Annotated in this window: 26 protein-coding genes and 1 other annotated feature (1 of these 27 cut by a window edge); of the genes, 20 read left to right on the forward strand and 6 right to left on the reverse strand. The window is 44.2% G+C overall.

Going from position 1 to position 25,840, the window contains the following annotated elements:
• Positions 1–116, reverse strand: a binding site (T-box leader) (it extends 111 nt beyond the left edge of the window).
• Between the two features lie 465 nt (positions 117–581).
• The 13 genes from CEF20_RS04040 to CEF20_RS17025 all read left to right on the forward strand — a co-directional run bounded on the left by CEF20_RS04040 (position 582) and on the right by CEF20_RS17025 (position 14,310).
• Positions 582–2,210, forward strand: a complete 1,629-nt coding sequence (locus CEF20_RS04040; RefSeq protein WP_100330583.1) for a peptide ABC transporter substrate-binding protein — start codon at positions 582–584, stop codon at positions 2,208–2,210.
• A gap of 82 nt (positions 2,211–2,292) precedes the next feature.
• Entirely contained in the window at positions 2,293–3,228 is a 936-nt protein-coding gene (locus CEF20_RS04045) for an ABC transporter permease (protein WP_100330584.1), read from the forward strand.
• Between the two features lie 4 nt (positions 3,229–3,232).
• Positions 3,233–4,156 (forward strand): ABC transporter permease, encoded by a 924-nt coding sequence (locus CEF20_RS04050; RefSeq protein ID WP_100330585.1) that lies wholly within the window; start codon positions 3,233–3,235, stop codon positions 4,154–4,156.
• 13 nt (positions 4,157–4,169) lie between these two features.
• Positions 4,170–5,234, forward strand: coding sequence for an ABC transporter ATP-binding protein (locus CEF20_RS04055; RefSeq protein ID WP_100330586.1), 1,065 nt, complete (start codon positions 4,170–4,172; stop codon positions 5,232–5,234).
• Between the two features lie 2 nt (positions 5,235–5,236).
• Positions 5,237–6,190 (forward strand): ABC transporter ATP-binding protein, encoded by a 954-nt coding sequence (locus tag CEF20_RS04060; RefSeq protein WP_100330587.1) that lies wholly within the window; start codon positions 5,237–5,239, stop codon positions 6,188–6,190.
• A gap of 531 nt (positions 6,191–6,721) precedes the next feature.
• Positions 6,722–7,297: a GNAT family N-acetyltransferase gene (locus CEF20_RS04070; protein WP_100330589.1), complete on the forward strand. Its 576-nt coding sequence runs from the start codon at positions 6,722–6,724 to the stop codon at positions 7,295–7,297.
• A 266-nt stretch (positions 7,298–7,563) separates the two neighbouring features.
• Positions 7,564–7,959: a transcriptional regulator SpxA gene (gene spxA / locus CEF20_RS04075; RefSeq protein WP_100330590.1), complete on the forward strand. Its 396-nt coding sequence runs from the start codon at positions 7,564–7,566 to the stop codon at positions 7,957–7,959.
• A 27-nt stretch (positions 7,960–7,986) separates the two neighbouring features.
• Positions 7,987–8,127, forward strand: a complete 141-nt coding sequence (locus tag CEF20_RS17020) for a hypothetical protein (protein WP_232713365.1) — start codon at positions 7,987–7,989, stop codon at positions 8,125–8,127.
• Between the two features lie 257 nt (positions 8,128–8,384).
• Positions 8,385–9,041 (forward strand): adaptor protein MecA, encoded by a 657-nt coding sequence (mecA, locus tag CEF20_RS04080; RefSeq protein ID WP_100330591.1) that lies wholly within the window; start codon positions 8,385–8,387, stop codon positions 9,039–9,041.
• A gap of 333 nt (positions 9,042–9,374) precedes the next feature.
• A complete protein-coding gene (cls, locus tag CEF20_RS04085) occupies positions 9,375–10,889 on the forward strand; it encodes a cardiolipin synthase (protein WP_100331994.1) in 1,515 nt (504 codons plus the stop codon).
• Positions 10,890–11,049: 160 nt separating this feature from the next.
• Positions 11,050–12,195 carry a competence protein CoiA gene (locus CEF20_RS04090; protein ID WP_100330592.1) on the forward strand — a complete coding sequence of 382 codons (1,146 nt, stop codon included), beginning with the start codon at positions 11,050–11,052 and terminating at the stop codon, positions 12,193–12,195.
• 60 nt (positions 12,196–12,255) lie between these two features.
• Complete coding sequence (gene pepF / locus CEF20_RS04095; protein ID WP_100330593.1) at positions 12,256–14,073, forward strand: oligoendopeptidase F; 1,818 nt, start codon at positions 12,256–12,258, stop codon at positions 14,071–14,073.
• A gap of 63 nt (positions 14,074–14,136) precedes the next feature.
• Positions 14,137–14,310, forward strand: coding sequence for a hypothetical protein (locus CEF20_RS17025; RefSeq protein ID WP_232713366.1), 174 nt, complete (start codon positions 14,137–14,139; stop codon positions 14,308–14,310).
• Between the two features lie 705 nt (positions 14,311–15,015).
• Here the strand turns inward: CEF20_RS17025 and CEF20_RS04100 are convergent.
• The 4 genes from CEF20_RS04100 to CEF20_RS04115 form a co-directional block, all read right to left on the reverse strand.
• Positions 15,016–15,849 (reverse strand): ClpXP adapter SpxH family protein, encoded by an 834-nt coding sequence (locus CEF20_RS04100; RefSeq protein WP_100331995.1) that lies wholly within the window; start codon positions 15,847–15,849, stop codon positions 15,016–15,018.
• 23 nt (positions 15,850–15,872) lie between these two features.
• Positions 15,873–16,271 carry a globin domain-containing protein gene (locus tag CEF20_RS04105; RefSeq protein WP_100330594.1) on the reverse strand — a complete coding sequence of 133 codons (399 nt, stop codon included), beginning with the start codon at positions 16,269–16,271 and terminating at the stop codon, positions 15,873–15,875.
• Between the two features lie 226 nt (positions 16,272–16,497).
• The gene (locus CEF20_RS04110) at positions 16,498–17,142 is read right to left on the reverse strand and encodes a lytic transglycosylase domain-containing protein (protein ID WP_100330595.1); all 645 of its coding nucleotides are present in this window, start codon (positions 17,140–17,142) and stop codon (positions 16,498–16,500) included.
• A complete protein-coding gene (locus CEF20_RS04115) occupies positions 17,139–17,750 on the reverse strand; it encodes a CYTH domain-containing protein (RefSeq protein ID WP_100330596.1) in 612 nt (203 codons plus the stop codon). Before CEF20_RS04115 ends, CEF20_RS04110 begins: the two co-directional genes overlap by 4 nt.
• Before the next feature lie 205 nt (positions 17,751–17,955).
• Here CEF20_RS04115 and CEF20_RS04120 point away from each other — a divergent pair, with 205 nt between their 5' ends.
• The 4 genes from CEF20_RS04120 to CEF20_RS04135 are packed head-to-tail and all read left to right on the forward strand — an operon-like array spanning position 17,956 to position 20,726.
• The gene (locus tag CEF20_RS04120) at positions 17,956–18,330 is read left to right on the forward strand and encodes a UPF0738 family protein (RefSeq protein ID WP_157796188.1); all 375 of its coding nucleotides are present in this window, start codon (positions 17,956–17,958) and stop codon (positions 18,328–18,330) included.
• Between the two features lie 30 nt (positions 18,331–18,360).
• A complete protein-coding gene (locus CEF20_RS04125) occupies positions 18,361–19,005 on the forward strand; it encodes a GTP diphosphokinase (protein ID WP_100330598.1) in 645 nt (214 codons plus the stop codon).
• An 18-nt stretch (positions 19,006–19,023) separates the two neighbouring features.
• Positions 19,024–19,818: an NAD kinase gene (locus tag CEF20_RS04130; protein WP_100330599.1), complete on the forward strand. Its 795-nt coding sequence runs from the start codon at positions 19,024–19,026 to the stop codon at positions 19,816–19,818.
• Positions 19,819–19,835: 17 nt separating this feature from the next.
• On the forward strand, positions 19,836–20,726 hold the full coding sequence (locus tag CEF20_RS04135) for an RluA family pseudouridine synthase (protein WP_100330600.1): 891 nt from the start codon (positions 19,836–19,838) through the stop codon (positions 20,724–20,726).
• Positions 20,727–20,767: 41 nt separating this feature from the next.
• Here the strand turns inward: CEF20_RS04135 and prpE are convergent, their stop codons facing one another.
• Positions 20,768–21,508 (reverse strand): bis(5'-nucleosyl)-tetraphosphatase PrpE, encoded by a 741-nt coding sequence (gene prpE / locus CEF20_RS04140; protein WP_100330601.1) that lies wholly within the window; start codon positions 21,506–21,508, stop codon positions 20,768–20,770.
• A gap of 139 nt (positions 21,509–21,647) precedes the next feature.
• Between prpE and CEF20_RS04145 the strand changes: the two genes are divergently transcribed.
• The 3 genes from CEF20_RS04145 to CEF20_RS04155 all read left to right on the forward strand — a co-directional run bounded on the left by CEF20_RS04145 (position 21,648) and on the right by CEF20_RS04155 (position 25,111).
• Complete coding sequence (locus CEF20_RS04145) at positions 21,648–23,501, forward strand: monovalent cation:proton antiporter family protein (protein ID WP_100330602.1); 1,854 nt, start codon at positions 21,648–21,650, stop codon at positions 23,499–23,501.
• A gap of 148 nt (positions 23,502–23,649) precedes the next feature.
• Entirely contained in the window at positions 23,650–24,426 is a 777-nt protein-coding gene (gene fabI / locus CEF20_RS04150; protein ID WP_100330603.1) for an enoyl-ACP reductase FabI, read from the forward strand.
• A gap of 160 nt (positions 24,427–24,586) precedes the next feature.
• Entirely contained in the window at positions 24,587–25,111 is a 525-nt protein-coding gene (locus tag CEF20_RS04155; protein WP_157796189.1) for a CotO family spore coat protein, read from the forward strand.
• Between the two features lie 32 nt (positions 25,112–25,143).
• Here CEF20_RS04155 and CEF20_RS04160 read toward each other — a convergent pair whose 3' ends face one another.
• Positions 25,144–25,647 (reverse strand): CotY/CotZ family spore coat protein, encoded by a 504-nt coding sequence (locus CEF20_RS04160; protein ID WP_100330605.1) that lies wholly within the window; start codon positions 25,645–25,647, stop codon positions 25,144–25,146.
• Positions 25,648–25,840 lie beyond the last annotated feature (193 nt).

The raw sequence follows: 25,840 nt of genomic DNA on the forward strand, positions 1-25,840 counted from the left end.
TTTTTCACGGGGAGCTTCGAAAGCCCATTCCAAACAGCCCGGCTGTCTGCTCACAGCAACGCAGACTCTCTGAAAACCGAAAGCGGTTTGTACTTTTCTTTCTTTTACGCTTCAATTCCTATTTTAAGACGATTATAAAATAAACGCGAAGCAAAAATCAAGAGGAGAGAGAGGATGTCAGGCTTTAAAAAGCAAAAGAGCTTCAATTTCTAGTCTTCTTTTTAATGGAAAGTGCATATATATAATACCGAGAAAAGGAAGCGCTTTCAAAACTAGGGATTGTTTTGGAGGAAAAGTTATGAAAAAATAACAAACTTGTTATTTATGTAAATTCATAAAAATAAATAAATATACAAGTGTTGGTGGAGGGGATAGCCAAAATTTATCATTCTTTACTAAAGGTGATGCATAAAATCAATGAAATTGTGACAGAAATGTGCATTGTTTATGAAGAGACAGTAAATTACTTGTTAAGAAAATATTAAAAAAATTGACAAAAATTATTGTAACAAAAAGAAAAAGTATTATAATAATATTAAATCTTCAGAAAAATGAAGAAAAAATGTTAAGGGGGTAAGAGAATGAACAAAAAGTTTTCTGTTTTCTTAGTATTTCTATTGGCATTAAGTACTTTTTTGGCTGCTTGCGGCGGTGGCAGCGGCGGTAAAGCCGGCACAGGCGCTAAAGAAGAAAACAAAGAAGAATTTCGCGTCAATATTAAAACAGAACCGTTTTCGCTCCATCCCGGTCTGGCTAATGAAAATACTGCAGGGACCGTTTTGCGCAATACATTTGAAGGTTTAACGCGAATCAATAAAGACGATAAGCCGGAAAATGCTGCTGCTGAAAAAGTTGATGTATCCGAGGACGGCAAAATTTATACGTTTACGATTAGAGACCATAAATGGAGTAACGGGGATCCGGTAACAGCCAAGGATTTTGAATATGCGTGGAAATGGGCCCTTGACCCGAAAAATCAATCGCAATATGCTTATCAGCTGTATTATTTAAAGAATGGCCAGGCAGCTAACGAAGGAAAGGCAAAGCTGGACGATGTCGGCGTCAAAGCTAAAGACGACAAAACGCTTGTCGTCACATTGGAGAACCCGACACCTTATTTCTTGGAATTGACAGCCTTCTATACGTATCTTCCTGTTAATAGCAAAATAGCGCAAAAAGACAAGAAATGGTATAAAAACGCCGGAGAGAATTACACATCCAATGGCCCGTTCAAGATGACGGAATGGGAGCACAGCAATAAAATCGTTCTTGAGAAAAATGATCAATATTGGGACAAAGAGAACGTCAAGCTTAACAAAATCGAAATGGCGATGGTGAACGATGTAAATACCGAGCTGTCCATGTTTAAAAAAGGGGAGCTTGACTGGGCGGGAGCTCCGTTTAGTAGCTTGCCGACAGATGCCATGGATAGCTTAAAAAAAGAAAAAATCCTAAAGAACAAGCCAATCGCCGGCGTGTACTGGTACAAATTCAATACGGAAGTAGAGCCATTAAATAACGTTAACATCCGCAAAGCATTAACGTATGCATTAGATAGAAAATCAATCGTGGAGAAGATTACGAAAGGCGGACAAATTCCAGCGATGGCTGCCGTCCCGCCAAGCATGTTTGAAGAGAATGAAAAAGGTTACTTTAAAGACCATGATGTGAAGAAGGCAAAGGAATATTTAGAGAAAGGATTGAAAGAACTCGGATTAAAAGACGCCTCAGAATTGCCTGAAATTTCAATCTCTTATAACACAGATGAATCTCATCAAAAAATCGCTCAGGCTGTCCAAGATACTTGGAAGAAAGAGCTGGGCGTGAAAGCAAAGCTCGGGAATGAAGAGTGGGCGGTATATATTGAAAAGCTTCACTCCGGTGACTATATGGTCGGACGCATGGGCTGGCTGGGAGATTTCAATGATGCGATTAACTTCTTGGAATTATTCCGTGAAAAAGAAGGCGGAAACAACGACACGAACTGGGAGCATCCGGAATTCAAAAAATTATTGGTTGATTCACAAAAACAAACAGATCCGGCTAAGCGCGAGCAAATGCTGAGAGACGCGGAGAAGATCTTCATAGACGAAATGCCTGTTGCCCCGATTTATTTCTATACGAATTCTTGGGTGCAGAAAGATAACCTCAAGGATGTCGTGATCTCTGGTCTTGGCGATGTCCAATTAAAATGGGCTCACTTTGAATAAGCCATTTCTTTTCAGGGGTATATGGGGTGCGTCCCATATACCCCTGAATCGTATCAGCTGAATAAAAATGGAGGTGCAAAAGATGGCGAAGTATTTTGGTAAGAGATTTTTGTATATGCTTTTATCCTTGTTGGTGATTATCACGGCAACCTTTTTTCTGATGAGGCTGGCGCCTGGGAATCCGTTTACCTCCGAAAAGAAGCTGCCTCCGGAAATTGAAGCGAATTTAAATGCGCATTATGGACTGGATGAACCATGGTATGTGCAGTACGCAGATTATTTACAGAAAATTGCGGTGTGGGATTTCGGGCCTTCTTTTAAATATAAAGGACAAACGGTGAATGACTTAATCAGTGAAGGCTTTCCGGTCTCGCTAGTATTAGGATTAGAAGCGATATTTATCGCTTTAGCGCTCGGAGTTTTATTAGGCGTCTTAGCGGCTTTATATCACAATAAATGGCAGGATTATTTATCCATGATTGTGGCAGTAATCGGGATTTCCGTACCATCATTTATAATGGCGGCCGTTTTGCAATATGTATTTGCGATTAAGCTGCAAGCGCTGCCGGTCGCACGCTGGGACAGCTTTGCCCATACCATTTTGCCGGCACTGGCTTTAGCAGCAACACCGCTTGCTTTTATAGCCCGCTTAACACGATCCTCCATGCTTGAGGTGTTGGCCAATGACTATATTAAAACGGCGAAATCGAAAGGATTAAGCCGCGCGGTGATTACTGTCAAGCATGCAATCCGCAATGCGCTGATGCCGGTCGTGTCCTATCTGGGGCCGTTATCGGCAGGAATCATCACCGGAAGCTTTGTGATTGAGAAAATTTTCGGTATCCCGGGGCTGGGATCACATTTTGTCACCAGCATCCAAAACCGTGATTACACAGTCATCATGGGTGTGACGACTTTCTACAGTATTTTGCTTCTTCTCTCTATTTTCATAGTGGATATGATTTATGGACTCATTGATCCGAGAATTAAATTAAGAAGCCAGAAGAAGGGGGCGTAAATCTATGAATGTGGTGCCTAATAAGGATAACAGATTTGAAATTGTCGGACCTCAAGGGGATGCTGCTGAAAAAATTGAAAAACCGAGCATTTCATTTTGGAAGGATACTTGGCTCCGCTTCAAAAAAAATAAACTGGCGATGTTCGGAGCCGTTCTTCTGGCCATGTTATTATTTATGGCCATCGCCGGACCTTATATGGTCAAATACGATTATGCGACGAATGATTTAATGAACGCCAATCAGCCTCCTTCCGGTGAACACTGGTTCGGCACAGATGACCTCGGCCGCGATGTCTTTGTCCGCACATGGCAAGGAGCGAGAATTTCCTTGTTTATCGGCATAGCCGCTGCTTTCATTGACTTAGTGATCGGCATCCTGTGGGGCGGAATCGCCGGCTATAAAGGAGGCCGTGTCGATGAAATCATGATGAGGATTGCAGATATATTATATGGAATTCCTAACTTATTAATGATCATTATATTCATGGTTGTTCTTGGCCAGGGACTCGGCACAATGATTTTGGCCATGACGATTACCGGGTGGATAAGCATGGCGCGGATTGTTCGCGGACAGGTGCTGCAGCTGAAAAATCAGGAGTTTGTCTTAGCTTCGCGAACATTAGGGGCAAGCGCCAAACGAATTTTGTTTAAGCATCTGATTCCTAACACGATGGGGCCCATTTTAGTTACCCTTACATTGACGATTCCGACTGCTATTTTTACAGAAGCCTTTCTAAGCTTTTTAGGATTAGGATTAAACCCTCCGTTAGCCAGCTGGGGAACAATGGCCAATGATGGTTTGTCGGCTCTGGAGTATTATCCGTGGAGATTGTTTTTCCCTGCCACCTTTATTTGCTTAACGATATTCGCGTTTAATGTGATCGGAGACGGATTAAGAGATGCTCTTGATCCTCGAATGAGAAAATAGGAGGATGTAATCGATGGGAAAATTACTGGAAGTCAAAAACTTAGAAGTCGGTTTCAAAACGCATAGCGGCTATGTACAGGCGGTAAGAGGTGTCAGCTTTGACTTGGAAAAGGGCGAGACGCTGGCCATCGTGGGAGAATCAGGTTCGGGGAAAAGTGTCACCACGCAAGCCATTATGAAGCTGATTCCTATCCCGCCAGGTGAGATCCGCAGCGGGGAAATTTTGCTTGACGGTGAAGATATTGTGTCTAAAACGCCGAAAGAAATGGAGAAAATTCTTGGCAAAGATATAAGTATGATCTTTCAGGACCCGATGACGTCTTTAAACCCAACGATGAAAGTCGGCGCCCAAATTACTGAGGTATTAATAAAGCATAAGGATATGAATAAGGAGCAGGCTCATCAGCGGGCGATTGAACTTTTGCAGCTAGTAGGCATTCCCAAGGCGGAAGCGAGGGTGAAACAGTACCCTCATCAATTCTCCGGCGGGATGAGGCAGCGGGTTATGATTGCGATTGCGCTGGCTGCTAGCCCGAAGCTGCTGATTGCCGATGAACCTACGACAGCGTTAGACGTAACCATTCAGGCGCAGATTCTGGAATTAATGAAGAAATTGAAGAAAGAAATGGGCTCATCCATTATTTTTATTACCCATGACTTGGGAGTTGTAGCCAATGTCGCAGACCGTGTAGCTGTTATGTATGCCGGACAGATTGTTGAAATCGGCACGGCTGATGAAATCTTTTATGATCCAAGACATCCATATACATGGGGATTAATGGCTTCCATGCCGAGCTTAGACAGCGTGGAGCAAGAGGCATTGGAGGCGATTCCCGGAACGCCGCCTGATTTAACAAACCCTCCGGTTGGTGATGCTTTTGCCCCGCGAAATGCCTATGCCATGCAAATCGATTACGAAGAGGAGCCGCCAATGTTTCAAGTGTCGCCCACCCATTTCGCCAAAACGTGGCTGCTGCATCCGGATGCCCCTAAAGTCGAACCGCCGGAAGCGGTGCGCAGCATTCAGAAAAAGCTGGCGGGAACCTTTGAGATTCCTGTCATGGTGAAAGGGGAGTAAACATTATGGAAAAATTGGTTGAAGTGAAAGGGCTGAAGCAATACTTTCATGCCGGCACGCCGAATGAAGTGCGGGCGGTTGATGATATTTCTTTTGATATTTACAAAGGAGAAACGCTTGGACTTGTTGGAGAATCGGGATGCGGCAAGTCGACGACGGGAAGGACGATTATTCGTCTATATGATGCGACGGATGGCGAGGTGCTCTTTGATAACCAAAATGTGCACTCGAAGAAATCGAAGAAGGAATTGAAAGAACTGCACCGTAAAATGCAAATGATCTTCCAGGATCCGTATGCTTCCTTGAATCCGCGAATGAAGGTATCGGATATCATTGCAGAAGGAATCGACATTCATGGATTAGCAAAGACCAAGGCCGAACGGATGGAGCGGGTATATAAACTGTTAGAAACCGTCGGGCTGAATCGAGAGCATGCCAACCGCTATCCTCATGAATTCTCAGGCGGACAGCGCCAGCGGCTTGGCATTGCCCGCGCTCTCGCTGTGGAGCCTGAATTTATCATTGCCGATGAACCGATTTCAGCGCTGGATGTATCGATTCAAGCGCAGGTTGTGAACCTCTTGCAAAAGCTGCAAAAGGAAAAAGGACTGACGTATTTATTTATCGCTCATGATTTATCGATGGTTAAGTATATTAGCGACCGCATTGGGGTCATGTATTTCGGCAAGCTGGTCGAGCTTGCTCCGAGCGATACATTGTACAAACAGCCTTTGCATCCATACACACAATCCCTGCTTTCTGCTATTCCATTTCCTGATCCGGATTATGAGAGAAACCGGGTGCGAAAGGTGTATCATCCCGATGTCCATCAATACGCTCCAGGTGAAGAGCTCATGATGAGAGAAGTCGCTCCAGGCCATTATGTTTATTGCTCGGAAAGTGAACTGGAGGAGTATCGGGCGAATTATCATCATGATCTTCAGCTCAGTAAATAAAGTTTTTATCTCTTTCTGAGGAAAAGAAGAACAAAGGCAGCGCCCCAACGGCCGGCTGCAATGTCTGTGTGGCCTGCCTCGTGCAGGTCCAAACAGATCGGGTATTGATTTCATGCTTTAATTTTTCTTTCCCGTCCGCATTCTTATGGTAGGGGCCTTATATGCGGGAAAGAAAAGAAGCCGGATGAAGCAGGCTAAGTGCCTGTTTCATCCGGCTTTTTCGATTTGGCTGCAGGAGATTTGAAGATTTGTTCAGCTGCTGCTTCGCCTGTCTTTATTCGGAGGTGGATTGCCTGCATTCTCTGAGAAGGCTGCCGAGCATAACATCCGAAGCAAAGAATAGATATACTAAATGAAGCCATTTTCTGTGCGGTCAGCAGCAAAAAAACGGCATTTAGGCGTTTAAAATGAAAAAATAGGGGAAAATACAATTGGCTGGCTGTTTTAAAAGCATTTTCCCCCTTATCCCCGCCTGCTGCCGCTGCCTGCCCACTTTACCTGAATGAAGCACAAACGAAGGAGATGATGCGAATGCATTGGTATGAAAAATTGAATCAATATTTTCCGATTGAAGAAATGAAATCGCAAGAACATATGGAAGTGCTTTTAAAAGAGCGCAGCGATGTATACCATAAAGATGAGGGGCCGAATCATGTCCTCATTTATGTTGAATTTGACGAGTTTTTATTTATTGATTACTTGTTTGTCTCCAAGCACGCTCGGGGGCAGGGGCTGGGGCATCAGCTTATTGAAAAGTTAAAGAAAAAAGACAAACCCATTATTTTGGAAGTCGAACCGATTAATTATGAGGATACAGATACGGAGAAAAGGCTGAATTTCTATGCGCGCGAAGGTTTTGAGCACGCTTCAAGCATCGGCTACCGCCGCCGTTCGCTGGCGACAAATGAAGTGAATCACATGGAAATTTTGTATTGGTCTCCCAACCATGAATCAGAAGAAAAGATATATGAGAGCATGGTGAAAACATATCATCATATTCATAAATATAAAGATGAAGAAATGTACGGCGCAGCGTTTGATCCGGTTGATCAAGTGCTGTCGTTTGGAGAAAATCAGAAAGAGGATATTCTGAAAAAATTAAATTGACGCAGCTTACAAGCGCATGAAAAAATACCAAAAAAAGGTTTGGTTTGCTGAAAATCCGGGTAAATATTCACTAAAGAGCATAAGCGAAGTTTCATCTTTATTATTACAAAGTAATGAAAAGTATGTTCATGTCTAATGCGTTCATGGTATAATACATACCGTAGCCGGATATTTGATTTTTTATCAAATTGATGTCTTCTGTAATGAAGGTTCCTCATGATAAACAACAGGTATCATATTTTATTTTTAAGGAGTGTGATTGAGGAATGGTTACACTATATACTTCACCTAGTTGTACTTCCTGCCGTAAAGCGAAAGCTTGGTTAGAAGAACACGAAATCCCTTATGTTGAAAGAAATATTTTTTCCGAGCCTTTGAGCATCGAAGAAATTAAGGAAATATTGAGAATGACTGAAGATGGCACGGACGAAATCATTTCCACCCGCTCGAAGATCTTCCAAAAGTTAAATGTGGATCTCGAGACACTGCCGCTTCAAAATTTGTTTGAATTAATTCAAAATAATCCTGGATTGCTTCGCCGTCCGATTATTATGGATGAGAAACGATTGCAAGTCGGCTATAACGAGGATGAAATTCGTCGATTCCTTCCAAGAAAAGTCCGCACATTCCAATTATTGGAAGCGCAGCGGTTGGTCAACTAAAAAGTATAGAAACCTTCATACAGAAGTATGGAGGTTTTTTATTTAACTTCCCTCCGAAAGAAGTCCTTCACTTCTAAAGGGAAAGATGGCGGCCGCTTAGCTGTAAGAGTTCTTGCAGCGAGAGAGATAGCTCGGCCTGTTCTCGTTGGCAGCTTAAAGCAGCGGTAAGTCGGGAGGCCACGCTTCCAAAGTGGTTTGATTTTAAGCTACGGGCAGTTCACTATGTTCATCCCTTGCAACTTGAGGCAGATTGAGTTAGAATGGCCGGACAAACGTAAAATTTTCATAATCTTTATGTTTTCATTTAGGGCTTATATGTCATACAATAGAATAAGGTAAATGAATACCAGCAAGCCATTCTGGGAATTGCCTAATAATAAGGGGGATGACCCTCAGGTACCCTTAGACGGAAGGGAGAGGTAGTTATGGAAATCGAACGCATTAATGACCATACTGTTAAGTTTTACATTTCTTACATTGATATAGAGGAGAGAGGCTTTGACCGCGATGAGATTTGGTATAATCGCGAGCGCAGCGAGGAGCTTTTTTGGGACATGATGGAGGAAGTCCACGATGAAGAGGACTTTACCGTTGATGGCCCGCTTTGGATTCAGGTCCAAGCCTTGGATAAAGGGCTAGAAATTTTAGTTACACAAGCAAATTTAACGAAGGATGGACAACGCATTGAACTGCCGCTTCCTGGCGATAAATACCGGGATTTTCCGGTGGAGGACCGTTTAGAGGAATTGCTGGATGAACATTTCAATGATGATGAGGAAGAGGCGGATGAGTCGCCATTGGAGTTTCTGCTTGCGTTTCGCGACTTTGAAGATTTGATTCACTTGAGCAAACGTTCTGATTTAACTGGATTCAGCACGCAGCTGTACTCCATGGATCATATATATTATTTATACGTTGAGTTCCCTGATGATCACTTTGATGAAGAGGATATAGAGAATAAGCTGAGTATACTCCTTGAATTCGCACATGAATCCAACAAGAGCATCCACATGCTTCAGGAATATGGAAAATGTGTGATGGAGCGGGATGTTTTCTCGACGGTTCGTCAATATTTCCATTAATTCTATTGCGCTGATTCCATTCTGGAATCGGCGCTTTTTTATTGGCAAAGCAGCCTTTTTCCATTGAAACAGGGTATAATAAACAGCAAGGGATTCTTTCATCTCATGCTGATGAAAAGCAGAACACAGGCTGTCAGCTCAGCGCTCTGCTCCAGCGCCTTTGTGATCTGCACCGAGCCTGCAGGAGCCGTGATTTCCCGCTTAGACTTTTTGGTTCAAGTCCTGCGGCAGATTGCATTCAGGAGAAAGGGAAGCAAAGCAATTGGAGGCTTTTGCAAGGTTTGCCGCTCTGTCATACAGGGTGCCATTGTTAGAGAGGGTAAGGTGCTATATATGAAAAACACGATTAAAGTACTGATTTTTATCAGCGCTTTATTATTTATTTATTTTTTATGGTTCGATCAATACATAGATGGACTGCTGAAATATACGAGTCTGTTTCTTACCTTGTCCGTGATGATTATTAGTTTTTCAATTTTCTTTCAGAACCGGCAGCCGACTCAGACCATTACTTGGCTGGTCGTGCTCGGAGCTTTTCCTCTGTTTGGCTTCATTTTTTACTTGCTTTTTGGGAGGAATTATCGCAAGGAGCGGATGTTTAAGAAGAAATATATTCTTGATAAAAAGTCTTATCAGCAATATAAATTCTCCCACTCCAAGGAAGATTTGAAGCGGCACTTCAAAAAATACGGGAAGCATACGGTTTATCCTCTTGCGGAGAGGCTCGGCAGCAGCGGGATTTCCTTCCATACGGAGACTAGGGTACTGACGAATGGCGAGGCAACTTTTTCAGCTATTAAAGAAGAATTAAAAAAAGCAAAGCATCATATTCATTTGGAATATTATATCGTACGCTCCGATGGAATCGGCAATGAGATCAAAGACATATTGATCGAGAAAGCGAAGAGCGGTGTGAAAGTTCGTTTTTTATTTGATGCTGTCGGCTCCTGGACCTTGCCGAAAGCATACATAGAGGAAATGCGTTCGGCGGGGATAGAGATGATTTCGTTTGGACCGGTGAAGCTGCCGATATTAAACAACAAATTTAACTTTAGAAATCACCGCAAGATTATTGTCGTAGATGGAAAGGTTGGGTTTGTCGGCGGCTTGAATATTGGGGATGAGTATTTAGGCAAAGCCGCGCATATCGGCTTTTGGCGCGACACTCATTTGTACGTCAAAGGTGAGGCCGTCCGCACGCTGCAATTAATCTTTCTGCAGGATTGGTATTATATGACGAATGACAGCTTTATTACGCCGGGTTATTTAACGCCGGAGCCAAAGAACGAAGTGAAAAGAACAGGCGGCGTTCAAATGATCGCCGGCGGTCCTGACAATGAATGGAGCGTCATTAAAAATATATTCTTTTCGATGATTGCCCAGGCCGAGGAATTTGTATGGATTGCAACTCCTTATTTTATTCCGGACGATGACATTTTATCTGCGCTGAAGATAGCGGCATTGAGCGGAATCGATGTCAGGCTGCTCGTGCCTAGCCGGCCGGATAAACATATTGTATTTCATGCTTCCCGCTCCTATTTTCCTGAGCTGCTGGAAGCGGGAGCGCGGATTTTCGAGTATAATAAGGGGTTTATGCACAGTAAGTTTATCATTGTAGACGGCGAAATTGCGTCGATCGGCACAGCGAACATGGATATGAGAAGCTTCCATTTAAACTTTGAAGTGAATGCTTTTTTATACCACACAGAGAGCATAGAATCATTAGTAAAGGATTTCACCAACGATATACGCGAATCGACTGAATTGACGGTTGATGACTTTCGCAGCCGGCCCATCGGTTACCGCTTGCTGGAATCGACCTCCCGCTTGCTCTCGCCGCTGCTCTGATTTGAAACTAAACAATGAAGAACAGATCCCTTGCTTTTTCAAAAGCAGAAGGGAGCCTGTTCTCTTTTTTTAGTTTGGAAAAAGATGGTTTTCCCTTTTTTAGCAGGATTCGTCGGCTGTTGAAGCGAATAAATGTAATAAACAAGAAAGGGGTGGAGCTATGCTCATGGCGTTAGACCAGCAGGGAACAGTAATCAATCTGGCGAAAAAAATACCGCGCCAAAGGCTTATGGAGCTGAAGCAATCTTCTTTTTATTGTCCGCAATGCCGCCAGCGCGTCATGCTGAAAGCCGGAACGATGAAAATTCCTCACTTTGCCCATCGGCCGTCCTCATCCTGCCGCTCGTTTTCCGAAAATGAATCCGAGAGACATTTGAAGGGAAAGGCCGATTTATATCGTTGGCTCAGCCGCTTTGGAGAAGCGCAGCTTGAGGCATTTTTGCCGGAAATTTGCCAGCGTCCAGACTTGCTGGCAAAGGGAAAAGTAGCGGTGGAATTTCAATGCTCGTCTATTTCTTCGGACGTATTTTCCGCCAGAACACAAGGATATCAGCGTCATCAGTATGTTCCGTTTTGGATTTACGGAGGGGCGCCCGTGGTCAGATACGGAGAGTTTTTTCGTTTTACCGCGTTTCAGCGGCTGTTTTTTCAGTATACACCCGCATTTGGATTTTGGTTTCTGGCCTATTGCCCCAAAAGGGAAGAATTCACATTCTACTCTCATTTGACCCCTTACTCCACTTCGCTTTATTTAGCTTCTGTACAAGTAATGCCCCGCCGGCACGCATCCTTTCCTCCATCCTTTTCACCGCATGCAGCACCCCCTGCCTTCTCGCTGTCACATTGGCTTAAACAAAAGAATGCATGGATTCAAAAGCAGCTGTATTACAAGCAGGGCATTCAGCACCCTTTGATGAAGGCAGTGTATCAAATGGGAGGGAATCCTTTCCTGCTGCCTGAGTGGCTCGGTGTTCCCGTTCGTTATATGGCTTTATTGAAAAACCATCCGCTGGAATGGCAGTTTTATTTATGGAAGGAGCTTTTTTTGCATACACTAGAGCCTAGTACAGAACAAGCTGTGACAGTGCTCGAAAAACAAATCTCAAAAGGGAGGCTGGAGCTGAATACTTTTCCGCTGATATCTCCGCTTAGGCTGCATCATTTAGCAGAAGCGTATATAAATTTATGGAAGACAGCCGGCCATCGAAGCTTAAAGGGCGCCGCGCATATGTATGAACAAATGAAGAGAGAGAAAAGACTGGCCGAGGTATACGGCGAAATGATAAGAAATCAGCTTTTTCTTTGAATTTCACCGGTTGTCATACTATGATTAGAAAGAGAAATATTGGATACAGGAGGGCTTCCTATGACAAATAATCAGGCAAGCAAGCAGCTGCCTTCAAGAGATGAAGTGCCGGAGGAATTAACGTGGCGGCTTGAGGACATTTTTTCAAGCGATGACGAATGGGAAAAAGAATTTCAGGCCGTGAAAGAGCTTTGTGCAAAAGCGCAGACCTTTCAAGGGACACTGGGAGCGAGTGCGGAGCAATTATATCAGTTTTTCACTTACCAAGATGAACTGCTGGAACGGATGGGGAAACTATATACATATTCCCATATGAGGTATGATCAGGATACGACCAACTCACACTATCAGGGGATGGATGACCGGGCTAAAAATTTATACACGCAAATTGCCCAAGCGCTTTCCTTTGCTGTTCCTGAATTGCTGGCGATGGACGAGGAAAAGCTGCAATCGTTCATTCAGAGTGACGACAAGCTAAAGATCTACAAACAAGCGATTGCAGAAATCAACTTGCAGCGGCCGCATGTGCTGTCAGCAGCCGAAGAAAGCTTACTGGCTCAAGCTTCTGAAGTAACAAGCGCTTCCAGCAACACATTCGGCATGCTGAACAATGCTGATCTTGAATTCCCCGTGATCGAGAATGAAGAGGGGGAAGATGTGCAAATTACACATGGCCGCTTTATTCAATTAATGGAATCTGACGACCGCCGCGTTCGTAAAGAAGCCTTTAAAGCGGTATATGATACTTATGGCAAATTTAAAAATACATTTGCCAGCACCTTAAGCAGCCAAGTAAAAAAAGATAACTTCTACGCCCGGGTACGCCGCTATGAAAGCGCCCGCGCAGCGGCTTTGTCGAACAATAATATTCCGGAAACCGTGTATGACCACCTGATTCAGACCATTCATAAGCATTTGCCTTTGCTTCATCGTTATATTAAGCTGCGCAAGAAAGTGCTTGGTGTGGAAGAACTCCATATGTACGATTTATACACGCCGCTAGTAAAGGATGTTAAGATGAAGGTCACATATGACCAAGCGAAGGAATATTTAATCAATGGTTTGGCGCCGCTTGGACAAGAGTATGTGAACAAGCTAAAAGAAGGATTGGAAAGCCGCTGGGTGGATGTAGTGGAGAATAAAGGAAAGCGCAGCGGAGCATACTCTTCAGGAGCTTACGGCACAAATCCGTATATTTTGATGAATTGGCAGGATAACGTCAATAACTTATTCACGCTCGCCCATGAATTTGGACACAGCATGCACAGCTACTATACGCGCAGTTCCCAGCCATATGTATATGGCAATTATTCGATTTTTGTGGCGGAGGTAGCTTCTACATGCAACGAAGCGCTATTAAACGATTATTTGCTGAAGCATCTTGATGATGAGAAAAAGCGTTTATATATTCTCAATCACTATTTAGAAGGATTCCGCGGCACCGTATTCCGGCAAACAATGTTTGCTGAATTTGAGCATATGATTCACGAAAAAGCACAAAGAGGTGAAGCATTAACGGCGGAATTGCTGACGCAAATTTATTATGAACTGAACCAAAAATACTTTGGCGATGAAATGGTGATTGATCAAGAGATTGGACTGGAGTGGGCGAGAATTCCTCACTTTTACTATAATTATTACGTTTATCAGTATGCGACCGGCTTCAGCGCAGCAACCGCTTTAAGCGCACAAATTCTGAAGGAAGGACAGCCGGCTGTTGACCGCTATATTAACCAATTTTTGAAGGCGGGAAGCTCGGATTTCCCAATTGAAGTGCTGAAGAAGGCAGGAGTGGATATGACGACAGCCACACCAATTGAGGAAGCCTGCCGTGTTTTTGAACAAAAGCTTGAAGAAATGGAAGAATTATTATCCTAACAGCAAAAAAGTCTCCCTTTTGCGGAGACTTTTTTATCTCGAATGGAAAGCCCCCTTTCCAGAATGGAAGGGAACCAAAAGTTTAAGCGGGGGAGCACAGCCTTTGCGTGCCCGATTCATCCGGGCCTGCTTGATGCCGCGCAGCTGTCTTTGTTCTTCCGTTCATCAACATGGATGAGAAAGTGCCCGGAGGTTCACTTACTTTTTTCTATTGGCGATGTACACGGGAAGAAATAGCGCAGCAAACCACACCGAAGCTGTTACATATAAGGGATATAAATTCATGAGTCCCAATAAATTAAATAGAAAGGCGAGGATTAACAATGCGATATATAACCATACACCAACCCACCTCATGCCTCTTCCTCCTCCAGTGATTATTCCATTATATGTTAGTTTATGATTTCTATTCCATTGTTATGACAAAAATGTGAAAGCTTGTCCATTCTCTTGTAAATCATCAGATAACCATGTTATTATATGACTGTGAAGTTGATCACAAGCAAACATATACCCCTTTGTTTGACCGTGAAAAATTTCTCCCATCCCCTTTGTTCGTGAGAAAAGGCCTTGTAGCTAATACAAGGTCTTTTCTTTTTTTTTATACCCTTTAACAGGAGAGAATCCCAGCCTTTTCAGCGAAGCAGAGAAGGCTATTGGGAGCTGAAATCATTTAAGCAAAGGGATGAATCGGAAAGCGGCAGGTTCATTGCTTGTATGTTTCGGGTTGAGAGACAAAAAAATCTCAGGCAAAAAATAAGAAATTTAGCCGGGATGGCATCCTTTTCAATTGTTCAGGTGTTGTGAGTCTGCTTTTATAATAAATTGTACGCAAACAAAGATAGCGAAAATCCTGATAACTAAGGGTTTTCGCTATTTTGGCAAATTATAAGGATGAAGCTTTATTAAAAGTTTTTAAAAAAATGACGGAGTTCTCCGTCATCATTCATTGCCGCTATATTCCCAGAAAGATCCGTGCTTTGCAGGGATTTTTCGGGCTTTTCGCTGCAGGATCAGTTTCTTCATTTCTTTCTCGACCTGCTTGGCGCTCCAATTATAGACTTCACTGATTTCCTTCGTGGCTGCGAGGCGAAAATGCCGCAAAAATTCTTCAAGGGAAGGAGGAGCAAGCGGCTGCGGAATCTCCTCTAGCATTTCATAAAGAATCTGAACATAAATATCGTAAGAGTACAGCCCAGAGATTTTAATTCCTTCCTCTTCAATGTTTTCATTGAAGAACACGAGCGTTGGCACCTCTTCCACTTCCATTTCAGCAGATATCTTTAAATCGCATTGAAAGGCTTTCGCTGCACTGGAAGAATGGATATCATTTAAAAATTCCCCTTTATCCAGCCCGGATTCGTTGGCACAAGCCGTCAATACGGACAAATCGGAAACATTTTGGCTCCCTAAAAAGAGCACTTCCTGCAATTTGCGCAAGAACCGGCTTCCGGCCCGCCGTCCTTGCAGCTCGGCTGCCTTAATGGCAATGGAAGCGAGAAAAGGAGAAGAAATCGGATTTTCGATCCAAAGGCTGCCGTCACATGACATGCCTGTTCGTGTTGCTGTTTTCTCCCAGTGCTTGGCGATGGATTGGCATTTTTGCTTTGGCAAATTCAATGCAGCAAGATTGCCGGTTAATACTTGCTTCAATCGAAAATAATGGCCGTATTCAATTTGCAATTTGCGGATTATAGGCTCAAGAGCCCAGCACTTCGGACAGAGAGGATCAACGAACATGTAAATCTCAAGCTTTTTTTGCTGAGCCGAACCCATTCGATTAAGCAGTAATGATGGCTTCAATGTTCCTCACCTAATTCTTCCGGCTGATTCACCATATGTCTTGCTGTCAATTCAAGCCGATGATAAATGAAGCCGCGCAATTCTCCAGTTACGCCGGTTTCATCCATCGCTTGGCGCATACAGAGGAGCCAGGCATCCGCTCGTTTAGGTGTGATGGGAAACGGCATGTGGCGGGCACGGAGCATGGGATGGCCATGTTCGTCGGTGTATAAAGAGGGCCCGCCTAAATATTGAGTTAAAAACTGTTTTTGCTTGCGAGCTGTCTCGGTCAAATCGTCAGGAAATATTGGAAATAGGTCAGGGTGCTTGCTTACTTTTGAATAAAAAGAATCAACAAGCTCCGATAGTTTCTTTTCTCCGATGAGTTCATATGGTGCTATTGATTTTTCAGCCATACCAATAACTCCTTTTTTCCTTGTAGTTGTAAACTCATTTTATCAAGGGGGGGAGGGGAACACAAACAAACTGCCTGCTGTTAAGATTTCCAATTATCTGAAACATAAAAACAGGTTGTCCGGAAGAGTCAGTTTATACTGAATTTCTGGACAACCTCATTGATTTTGTAAAGTTCTTGTTTAACCTTGGTTTCCGTTCTCCAGCCTTCCAAACGGCTTCTTGCATTTAAGCAAAATAATTGCTCGTTACTTTTTGCACATAGTTTTGTGTTTCTTTAAAGGGAGGAATGCCTCCGTGTTTTCTTACATTTCCGGGCCCGGCATTGTAAGCGGCAAGAGCCAGTTTAATATTTCCGCCGAACTGATCGAGCATTTGCCGCAAATATTTCGTACCGCCGAAAATATTTTGCTCGGGGTCATACGGGTTGGAAACACCGAGACCTCTTGCGGTGGCCGGCATAAGCTGCATGAGACCGGCCGCGCCGACATAGCTTCTTGCATTTGGATTGAAATTAGATTCCTGCTTGATGACCGATTGAATTAATTTCTTGGGGATATTATACTTTTCAGCGGCTCTCGTAATAATATCGTCAAAGCCGGTTTTCATCGGCGCACTGCCCGATTTTATGACATCGGCCCCCGGTTTTGTCACGAAAGGGGAAGGTGCAGCGGCCATCCCCAATCCTGAGGAGGCGGGGGACGCTCCTTGCGCCCGGCTGTTTTCAAGCAAAAGACCTTGAATCAATGCTTGCTTCAATACCGCTCCGAACAGCTGCGAAGAATTGGAAGCAGTCGTCCCGCCGCCGGGGAGCATGGACATATTTTGCAAGGCGCTTGTTTGTAGCATCGTATGAATGAAGTGATTATTCATGCATGGTTCTCTCCCTGTTTCTCACCTTTTATGAGGCGTAGTTTTTCCTGATAGAATCGGCTAACTTTATTATCGGTCTTTCTCACCGGTATTTGATAGTCATTCAAAAGCTTTTTGAAGTGTTTCTCTCCGCTGGATTTTTCTGTTACTTCATATTCTAGCTCAAAATCCTCCCGCTGGAAATAGAAACTATGATCAAAGACGAGAAGACCATCTTTATACGTGATTTCCGCACGTTTCGTGGATAATGTCCCGAAATGGCAGAAGTCTTCCCTAGCGGCTACTAAAGAATAAATGCTATTTCGGACAGTTCCCTCCGGCAGCCGTCCCGTTGTGAGCAATGCTTGCGCTTGCTCTTGAAGAAGCCGCTGATTCGTCTCCAACAGCCCTTCTGCAGCCGGTTGCTTGAGAGTCAGCTCGAACCGTCCGCTTTTTTCGCGCACGCGCAAAGCGCAGCCAGCTTCTTTTAAATGAAAAGCGGCTGTATCTAAATAATGATTATGCTGAAGTGTGAAATCATCTTCCTGCAATTTAAAAGCAGTTAGCAAACGATGAAATTCCTCTTTTGTTAATAGGTTTTTAAATTCAATTTCCAGTACCTGGCTCATACGACCGCCTCTTTTCTTCTTATTGTATAGCTTCTTCTTATTCTAAAGGTTGTCAATCTATATTTGAAAGGAAAAGATATGATAGAATATAGAATGGGTTTTTTCGATTCCATCAATCGGCTAGAGCCCTTCTAAAAAGAACATGCAGCGGCAGGTGATTTCTCTGCCGTTCTATGAGCAGCATGAATTGAAAGGGGATAATCACATGAGAAAAACCATTCACTTTAAACGAACCTCTTGGAGCGGAAACGAACTTCAATTGCATGCGGAAGAACCCGTTTCCTTAGCCAATGTTACAGCCAGCGGCCAAATGATTGTGGATTCTGACAATTTGGCGTTCGTGTATTTGGCGGAAGAACAAGATGATTATATTTATTTATACATACATGAAGATACATGGGGAGATCTTCGCAAAGCTTGGAAGGATGGCGCTGATTTAGTCGCAGCCGGACGTGATGCTCATCTCGCCCTCACGAATTGGAAAGAAGAGCTTTCTTATTTAGTCAGCAATATTGAAGGCAACAGCAACTATGGAGAAGCGATGGTAGCTACTGTGGAGAACGTATTTGTTCATGAATAATAAAGCAGCGATGTCTGAGAGGGAAGAAAGATGAAACATTGGGATGAGTTTTTAGCACCTTATAAGCAAGCAGTGGAAGAACTGAAAGTGAAATTGCGCGGCATGAGAACCCAATTTGAGATGGGGGATGAGCATTCGCCGATCGAATTTGTAACAGGCCGCGTTAAGCCTATTGCCAGCATTTTGGATAAAGCAAATCAAAAAGGAATTCCGCTGGATCAATTAGAATCGGAAATACAGGATATTGCCGGTGTGCGCATGATGTGCCAGTTTGTCGATGATATTAAAAAAGTGGTTTTGAAGCTCAGAATGCGTAAAGACTTCCGAATTGTGGAAGAGAAAGACTATATCTCACATAAGAAGCCAAGCGGTTACCGCTCTTATCACATGGTAATTGAATATCCCGTGCAAACAATTAATGGAGAGAAAAAGATTCTGGCGGAAATTCAAATCCGCACGCTGGCCATGAATTTCTGGGCGACGATCGAGCATTCTTTAAATTACAAATATAAAGGCCAATTTCCTGAAGAGATTCAAAAGCGGCTACAAGGAGCATCAGAGGCCGCCTTTCGGCTGGATGAAGAAATGTCATTGATTCGCGAGGAAATTCAAGAAGCCCAAGCTTTCTTTACAATGAAAAAAGAGCAGGCGAAAGATCACAGAAAGAAAAAATAATTAAAAGGGTGGCGAATGATGAAGTTTGCTATTACCTCTAAAGGCGATGCGAAGTCTAATGCTTTAATGCATAAGATTCGCACATATTTGCTTGATTTTAAGTTAACCTATGATGAAAACCAGCCCGATATCGTTGTTTCGGTTGGGGGGGATGGCACTCTTTTGTATGCTTTTCACCGTTACAGCTCACGGCTTGATAAAACGGCATTTGTGGGAGTGCATACGGGACATTTAGGTTTTTATGCTGACTGGGTGCCTGATGAAATTGAAAAGCTGGTCATTGCCATCGCACGCACTCCTTACCAAATTATTGAATATCCGCTGCTGGAAGCGATTATCCGTTACCAGCACGGCGGCAAGGAAACGCGCTATTTAGCCTTAAACGAATCGACTGTTAAAAGTGTGGAGGGCACGCTGGTTATGGACGTGGAGATACGCGGCGATCATTTCGAACGCTTCCGCGGGGATGGCTTATGCGTATCCACTCCTTCAGGAAGCACGGCCTATAATAAAGCCCTTGGCGGAGCCATCCTCCATCCCTCCATTCGCGCATTGCAGCTTGCGGAGATGGCCTCCATCAATAACCGGGTATTCCGTACGGTAGGATCGCCGCTCATTTTGCCGGCACACCACACCTGCATGCTGAAGCCGGTCAACCGGTCTGATTTTCTCGTAACAATTGATCATTTAACTTTACTCCATAAAGATGTCAAGTCCATTCAATACCGTGTCGCCAATGAGAAAATCCGCTTTGCCCGCTTTCGTCCGTTTCCATTTTGGAAACGAGTCCATGATTCTTTTGTCAGCAATTAAAGACAGTGGGATTTCAGATGAATTGGATGGCAGCCGCTCAAGATCACGGCGTGCTGCTTCGGGAATTTCTTTCAAAGAAAAACATTTCAAAGAGGGCGCTGACGGATATTAAGTTTAATGGCGGGATCATCTCCGTCAACGGCAAAGAGGAAAACGTCCGCTATGTGGTGGCGGCCGGTGATCAAATCGAAGTGGTATTTCCTAAGGAGGAGCCGAGTGCCGGCATGCAGCCGGAAGCGATTCCGCTCTCGATCCTCTATGAAGATGAGTATCTGATCGCAGCAGCTAAACCGGCGGGCATGAATACGATCCCATCCCGGGAGCATCCTTCCGGAAGTCTGGCGAACGGTATCCTATCCTATTATCGTGAGCGGGGCATTGAGGCGACTGTTCATATTGTGACCAGGTTAGACCGCGATACGTCGGGGGTTGTGCTTATTGCCAAGCACCGGCATATTCATCACCTATTTTCCCTCATGCAAAGGCAGCGCCTAGTTGCGCGCACGTATGAAGCGCTGGCAGAAGGGGTATTTTCACAAGCAGCCTCCCGAATTGAGCTTCCTATCGGGCGTAAAGAAACGAGCATTATCGAGCGGGAAGTAAGGCAGGACGGCCAGTATGCCTGCACTCATTACGAAGTGCTGCAGCAGTACCCCTCATTTGCTCATCTCCGGCTGCGCCTTGAAACGGGGCGCACTCATCAAATACGGGTGCATCTTTCGCACATCGGCCATCCTCTTCTAGGGGATGATCTGTACGGCGGGAGAGTGAAGGAGATAAGCCGGCAAGCTTTGCATTGCAGCCGCCTGACATTTCACCATCCCGTAACTGGGAAAAGCATGACCTTTCAATTGCCGCTTGCCGGAGACTTGCAGCGCGTGATTGAACAATTTGGCTCTTATGGGTAAAAAGCGAAGGCAGCCCGCCAACGGATGTTGGCGGGCTGCCTTTATGAATCAAACGCGCGGAATTTCTCGGGCACATAAGGCATAGCGGAAGGAACCGACACAATCGTTTTTTCAGGATACCGAAAAGCGGTCAGCTTTCCTCCGAAAACAGCGCCGGTGTCGATATTGGCTGTGCGGTGGATTTGCCGCACTTCTCTCGTCGGCGTATGGCCGTAAATGATCCAGGACTGTCCCCGGTAATGCTTGGCCCAATCGCGGCGAACGGGAGAGCCGTCCGCATGCTTTTCTCCAGTAATATCACCGTATAATACAAATGTTTTCACTTTTGCGGTGAATTTGCCGATATCCTGTTCGCGTATGCCGGCATGCGCGATGATTAATTGGCGGTTATCGAGCATTTGGTATAAAGGCGACTGTTCGTATAAGGTTATAAATTTCTTCTTTATCCGTTTGAAGTCCCGGTTCTCCAATTGCTCAAGCTCAGCTACAGTCGTTTCCAGTCCATGTGTTACTTGCACATTGTTTCCTAAGAACCAGCGATATAGTTTATTGCAATGATTTCCGGGAGCATAGTAGGCAAGTCCTTTCTCCCAAAGATCATGGACAACTTCGATCACCTTGATTGAAGCGGGACCGCGGTCGGTTAAGTCACCGACAAAACCGAGAAGACGGCCGTCAGGATGAACAGGAAGCCCGTTTTTCCAAGAGTAGCCCAGCTTCTTCGTCAACTCCTCAAATTCTTGATAGCATCCATGGATATCCCCAATAATATCTATTTCCATACAGACAACACTCCTTTATCCATAGTTATCTCTAAAGTGCAAACTTAATATAAGGTTAATCTTTTTTATGAGACAATTTCAAATAATTTTGTTAGTATAGGGGAGATATTATGAACATTGGACAGAAAGGAGAGAATGTATGGAAGAACATGCATCGCTATTATCTTTAGTTATTGTAATTGTTGCTGCTTTCTTAACCCCCATTTTGCTGCACCGATTGAAACTGAACTTTATTCCTGTCGTTATTGCTGAAATTGTGGTGGGGTTAATCATAGGGAAAAGCGGCTTTGACATAGTAGAGCAAGACGTCTGGCTGGAGACATTATCGACGCTTGGATTTCTTTTTCTCATGTTTTTAAGCGGATTGGAGATTGATTTTTCCGCCTTTTCTGCAAACAAAAAGCGCAAGGAAAATGATGCTAAAGCCGCTAAAGAGCCTAACGCCTTTACGGCCGCAACGGTTGTCTTTTTAGGCATTCTCGTCTTGTCATTCGGTCTTTCCTACCTGTTTGCTGTCATGGGACTGATTGAAGATGCTTTCCTCATGACCTTAATTATCTCAACTATTTCTTTAGGAGTCGTTGTTCCTACTTTAAAGGAAGCGCATTTAATGAAGACGGTCATCGGTCAGATTATTCTGCTGGTTGCGGTTATTGCTGATCTTGTCACGATGATTTTGCTGGCGGTATATGTTTCCGTGAGCGGCAGTGAAGGCGGCAATACTTGGCTTCTTCTTGTGCTGTTTGCTGCGGGCGTTCTGCTCTATTTTCTCGCTAAGCAATTTAAAGGCAAGCCGATTTTTGACGCATTGTCAACCGGAACTGTCCAGATTGGAACCCGCGCGGTCTTTACCCTGATGATCGTGCTTGTGGCGCTGTCTGAATATGTCGGCGCGGAAAATATTCTCGGCGCGTTCTTAGCTGGGGTGCTCGTTTCATTATTAGCGCCGAATAACGAGCTCATCCGCCAGCTTGATTCATTTGGCTACGGATTTTTAATTCCGATTTTCTTCGTGATGGTCGGTGTTGAGCTTGAACTGTGGTCACTTTTAAGCGATAAGAAAATGCTATTGTTCATTCCGCTATTAATGCTGGCGTTTTTCATTTCCAAAGCTGTTCCAATTTTATATTTGAGAAAGTGGTATGACAAGAAAACAGTGGCTGCTTCTGCCTTCTTGTTAACCTCAACCTTGTCACTTGTGATCGCGGCAGCCAAAATCGCGGAGCGCCTTGGGGTCATCACGGCGCAAATGAGCGGTACGCTTATTTTAGTGGCTGTTATTACTTGCTTGATCACGCCGGTTATCTTTAAAAAGCTATTTCCGACGCATATGAGGGAGGAGAAACAGATCAAGGTGGCTTTTATAGGCGCCAATCAGTACACGATGCCGATTTCGAAAGAATTGAGGTCAAAATTGTACGATACGGTCCTCTACCGGAAGAAGCCGGAGACGCAGGAAGCCCATTCGAGCCAATCCATTTTTGACATCGTTGAGTTAGAAGAGCTGTCTGTGGATTTGCTGGAGGAGCAGGGGGTGTTTTCCGCTGATATTCTCGTGATTACGACCGGTGATGAACAGCATAATGCTCATCTGGCTATGGCGGCGAAAGAGCGCGGAGTGGAGCGGGTAATCGCCCATGTAGAACGGGAAGAACTGGAGAAACGTCTGATCGCGGAAGGGATTGAAACATTCTCCTACTTCTTGTCATCCAAGGCGCTGCTGCGTGCGTTGATAGAGTCCCCGAGCATTCTTAGCATTTTAACAAATAAGGAAACATCATTATATGAAATTAAACTTTTGAATCCTCAATATGAAGGCATGACGCTTAGGAAGTTTCCGTTTACAGGGGATGTGATCTTTGTGCGGATTTTCCGAGACAAGGATTCACTCGTTCCGCATGGAGATACAGAGCTCCGCTTGCATGATCGGCTGATTGTTACCGGCTCAAAGGAATATGTGGATGAACTGAAACGGGAGCTGGAGCTTAATTAAATGAGGGTACAGAGCGAAGGAGCTGAGGAAAGAAGCGGGTGCCGCCCGCTTTTCTCGCTCTTTTTTTATTGATTGCTTTTCATTTTGTGCAATACCTGTTAAAATTATTACTAGGTACTAATAACTTGTGGTAACAGGAGGAACGAAAATGACGCTTTCATTAGCCGGAAAGACCTTTGTAGTGATGGGGGTCGCCAATAAAAGAAGTATTGCTTGGGGGATTGCGCGTTCATTACACGCTGCAGGAGCACGCTTAATTTTTACATACGCCGGGGAACGTCTCGAAAAAAATGTCCGTCAATTAGCGGAAACGCTGGAAGGAAATCAGTCGCTCATTCTGCCTTGTGATGTGACGCAAGACGCTGATATTGAAAAATGCTTTGCGCAAATTAAAGAAGAAGCAGGCACGATTCACGGGTTGGCGCATTGTATTGCATTTGCGAATAAGGAAGATCTTGATGGGGAATTTATTGATACATCGCGTGATGGTTTTCTTCTTGCTCACAATATCAGCGCTTATTCACTGACAGCCGTAGCCAAATACGCCAAGCCGCTCATGACAGAAGGCGGCAGTATTGTCACGATGACTTACTTAGGCGGCGAGCGCGTGGTGAAAAACTACAATGTTATGGGCGTCGCCAAAGCCTCTCTTGATGCAAGCGTCCGCTATTTAGCAGCTGACCTTGGCAAGGATGGCATTCGTGTCAACTCGATTTCAGCAGGACCGATTCGCACGCTCGCAGCAAAAGGGATCAGCGACTTTAACTCAATTTTGAAAGATATCGAGGAAACGGCTCCGCTGCGCCGCACGACGACGCAGGAAGAAGTCGGTGATACAGCTGTCTTCTTATTCAGTGACATGTCCCGCGGTATTACAGGGGAGAATCTTCACGTTGATTCAGGCTTTCATATCATTGCCAGATAAGCTCAGAAGCTCGCTTTTAAAGCGGGCTTTTTTTGATGGTCCGTTCTTTTTGAGCGTTCGCTTTTTTATGGAAGCTGTTCTGCCTATTCTTTTTTATTCTTATTTTTTCATCATAAGCATATATTGTAGAAGTAGAATTTGGCAGGAGGTGTTTTTGGAGATGGAGAAGAAAAAGAAAACGCGGGAACCGCTTATGTATATTCAGCAGCCTTCATTTACAAGCCCAGAGGCCAACATGCAGCAGTCTTATCGCGGAAACAGCGCGAAGGCCGAAGAGGAGAAGAAAAAGAAGAAAAAGGCCAAGGAGCACCAGCCGAAGGAAAAATGGGATTTAGATGAGGAAGAGGAGACTCTAAAACGGAAAGCCGAACAGAAACAGCAGCCTTCTGATAGCGTAAAGCCGGCAGAGCAGAAAGCGGAGCAAACGGATGAGCCTGTCTATCCTTCTTGGATGAACATCCGGCCAGTCAAGTCATTTCAAGAAATGACGCTGGATGAGAAGCTTAGTCATCTATCCAGACAATTTATTCCTTTTCCTTGTGAGTTTTTATGCAGAGGAGAAACTTATCGGGGAATCCTTCGAGAGCTGACGGAGAATGAAATTAAGGTGAAGACGTTTAAAGAAGATACGGTGACGATAAGCCGGGGAGAATTAGAGCATATTCAAATGATTGGCCCGCGGTAAAAAAAATAGGCGGCTATATGCCGCCTATTTTCTTAATCACAAATGTTTAAGTCTACGTCTTTGATACATTGAACGGCGCAGAAGCAGTTAAGGTCAACAGTAATACAGCTACGAGTCGCACGGAAGTTTCTTACTCTGCATACTTTGCTTAAGTCAACACAGCAATCGTTTGTAATGTCGACTGGATCTCTGTCTTCATTAAGAGGTACTAGCACGCGAAGACGGGCGCAGCAATTATCGAATACGTCTTCTACACGGAAAAAGATTGAGACACAGACATCATCGCAATGATTCGGATCATCGATTGGACCGAAGAAAGCGAAGAATGGATTCCCCTCTTTTGTTGTTAGTGTAAAGACGCGCGTATCTGCATTGCGGCGGCGAGTTCCTGCCAGGTCTCCAAGAGGCTCGATGAAGCAATCTTTACATTCTAAGCACTCTTCCCCCATAGTTTGATCTTGGATATCCTTGATTGCGCGCACCACCTCGCAGACGCAGCCGGTACCGGAGATAGGATCGTGTTTGTCACAGCTCATGATGATTCCCCTTTCTAAGTTTTAATCTTACATTACTAACATATGGGAGAAGGTCTATTTGGTCATGGACAAATGACCAATAGAGGCTTGTATTCTTAAAGAATTTTGTTTTTTGCGCAGTAATGGAATGAAATGCCTGCTGGTGTTCCTTACTAAGAGGGGAAGGGAGCGTTAAAGGGGATTCATTGTATTT

It is taken from the genome of Bacillus xiapuensis, assembly GCF_002797355.1.
Lineage (GTDB): Bacteria > Bacillota > Bacilli > Bacillales > Domibacillaceae > Bacillus_CE > Bacillus_CE xiapuensis.

Excerpts from the sequence above, each read along its gene's own strand:
- CEF20_RS04040 (WP_100330583.1), top strand. The coding sequence starts at position 582 with ATGAACAAAAAGTTTTCTGTTTTCTTAGTATTTCTATTGGCATTAAGT.
- CEF20_RS04045 (WP_100330584.1), top strand. The coding sequence starts at position 2,293 with ATGGCGAAGTATTTTGGTAAGAGATTTTTGTATATGCTTTTATCCTTG.
- CEF20_RS04050 (WP_100330585.1), top strand. The coding sequence starts at position 3,233 with ATGAATGTGGTGCCTAATAAGGATAACAGATTTGAAATTGTCGGACCT.
- CEF20_RS04055 (WP_100330586.1), top strand. The coding sequence starts at position 4,170 with ATGGGAAAATTACTGGAAGTCAAAAACTTAGAAGTCGGTTTCAAAACG.
- CEF20_RS04070 (WP_100330589.1), top strand. The coding sequence starts at position 6,722 with ATGCATTGGTATGAAAAATTGAATCAATATTTTCCGATTGAAGAAATG.
- spxA (WP_100330590.1), top strand. The coding sequence starts at position 7,564 with ATGGTTACACTATATACTTCACCTAGTTGTACTTCCTGCCGTAAAGCG.
- CEF20_RS17020 (WP_232713365.1), top strand. The coding sequence starts at position 7,987 with ATGGAGGTTTTTTATTTAACTTCCCTCCGAAAGAAGTCCTTCACTTCT.
- mecA (WP_100330591.1), top strand. The coding sequence starts at position 8,385 with ATGGAAATCGAACGCATTAATGACCATACTGTTAAGTTTTACATTTCT.
- cls (WP_100331994.1), top strand. The coding sequence starts at position 9,375 with ATGAAAAACACGATTAAAGTACTGATTTTTATCAGCGCTTTATTATTT.
- CEF20_RS04090 (WP_100330592.1), top strand. The coding sequence starts at position 11,050 with ATGCTCATGGCGTTAGACCAGCAGGGAACAGTAATCAATCTGGCGAAA.
- pepF (WP_100330593.1), top strand. The coding sequence starts at position 12,256 with ATGACAAATAATCAGGCAAGCAAGCAGCTGCCTTCAAGAGATGAAGTG.
- CEF20_RS17025 (WP_232713366.1), top strand. The coding sequence starts at position 14,137 with ATGGAAGGGAACCAAAAGTTTAAGCGGGGGAGCACAGCCTTTGCGTGC.
- CEF20_RS04100 (WP_100331995.1), bottom strand. The coding sequence starts at position 15,849 with ATGGGTTCGGCTCAGCAAAAAAAGCTTGAGATTTACATGTTCGTTGAT.
- CEF20_RS04105 (WP_100330594.1), bottom strand. The coding sequence starts at position 16,271 with ATGGCTGAAAAATCAATAGCACCATATGAACTCATCGGAGAAAAGAAA.
- CEF20_RS04110 (WP_100330595.1), bottom strand. The coding sequence starts at position 17,142 with ATGAATAATCACTTCATTCATACGATGCTACAAACAAGCGCCTTGCAA.
- CEF20_RS04115 (WP_100330596.1), bottom strand. The coding sequence starts at position 17,750 with ATGAGCCAGGTACTGGAAATTGAATTTAAAAACCTATTAACAAAAGAG.
- CEF20_RS04120 (WP_157796188.1), top strand. The coding sequence starts at position 17,956 with ATGAGAAAAACCATTCACTTTAAACGAACCTCTTGGAGCGGAAACGAA.
- CEF20_RS04125 (WP_100330598.1), top strand. The coding sequence starts at position 18,361 with ATGAAACATTGGGATGAGTTTTTAGCACCTTATAAGCAAGCAGTGGAA.
- CEF20_RS04130 (WP_100330599.1), top strand. The coding sequence starts at position 19,024 with ATGAAGTTTGCTATTACCTCTAAAGGCGATGCGAAGTCTAATGCTTTA.
- CEF20_RS04135 (WP_100330600.1), top strand. The coding sequence starts at position 19,836 with ATGAATTGGATGGCAGCCGCTCAAGATCACGGCGTGCTGCTTCGGGAA.
- prpE (WP_100330601.1), bottom strand. The coding sequence starts at position 21,508 with ATGGAAATAGATATTATTGGGGATATCCATGGATGCTATCAAGAATTT.
- CEF20_RS04145 (WP_100330602.1), top strand. The coding sequence starts at position 21,648 with ATGGAAGAACATGCATCGCTATTATCTTTAGTTATTGTAATTGTTGCT.
- fabI (WP_100330603.1), top strand. The coding sequence starts at position 23,650 with ATGACGCTTTCATTAGCCGGAAAGACCTTTGTAGTGATGGGGGTCGCC.
- CEF20_RS04155 (WP_157796189.1), top strand. The coding sequence starts at position 24,587 with ATGGAGAAGAAAAAGAAAACGCGGGAACCGCTTATGTATATTCAGCAG.
- CEF20_RS04160 (WP_100330605.1), bottom strand. The coding sequence starts at position 25,647 with ATGAGCTGTGACAAACACGATCCTATCTCCGGTACCGGCTGCGTCTGC.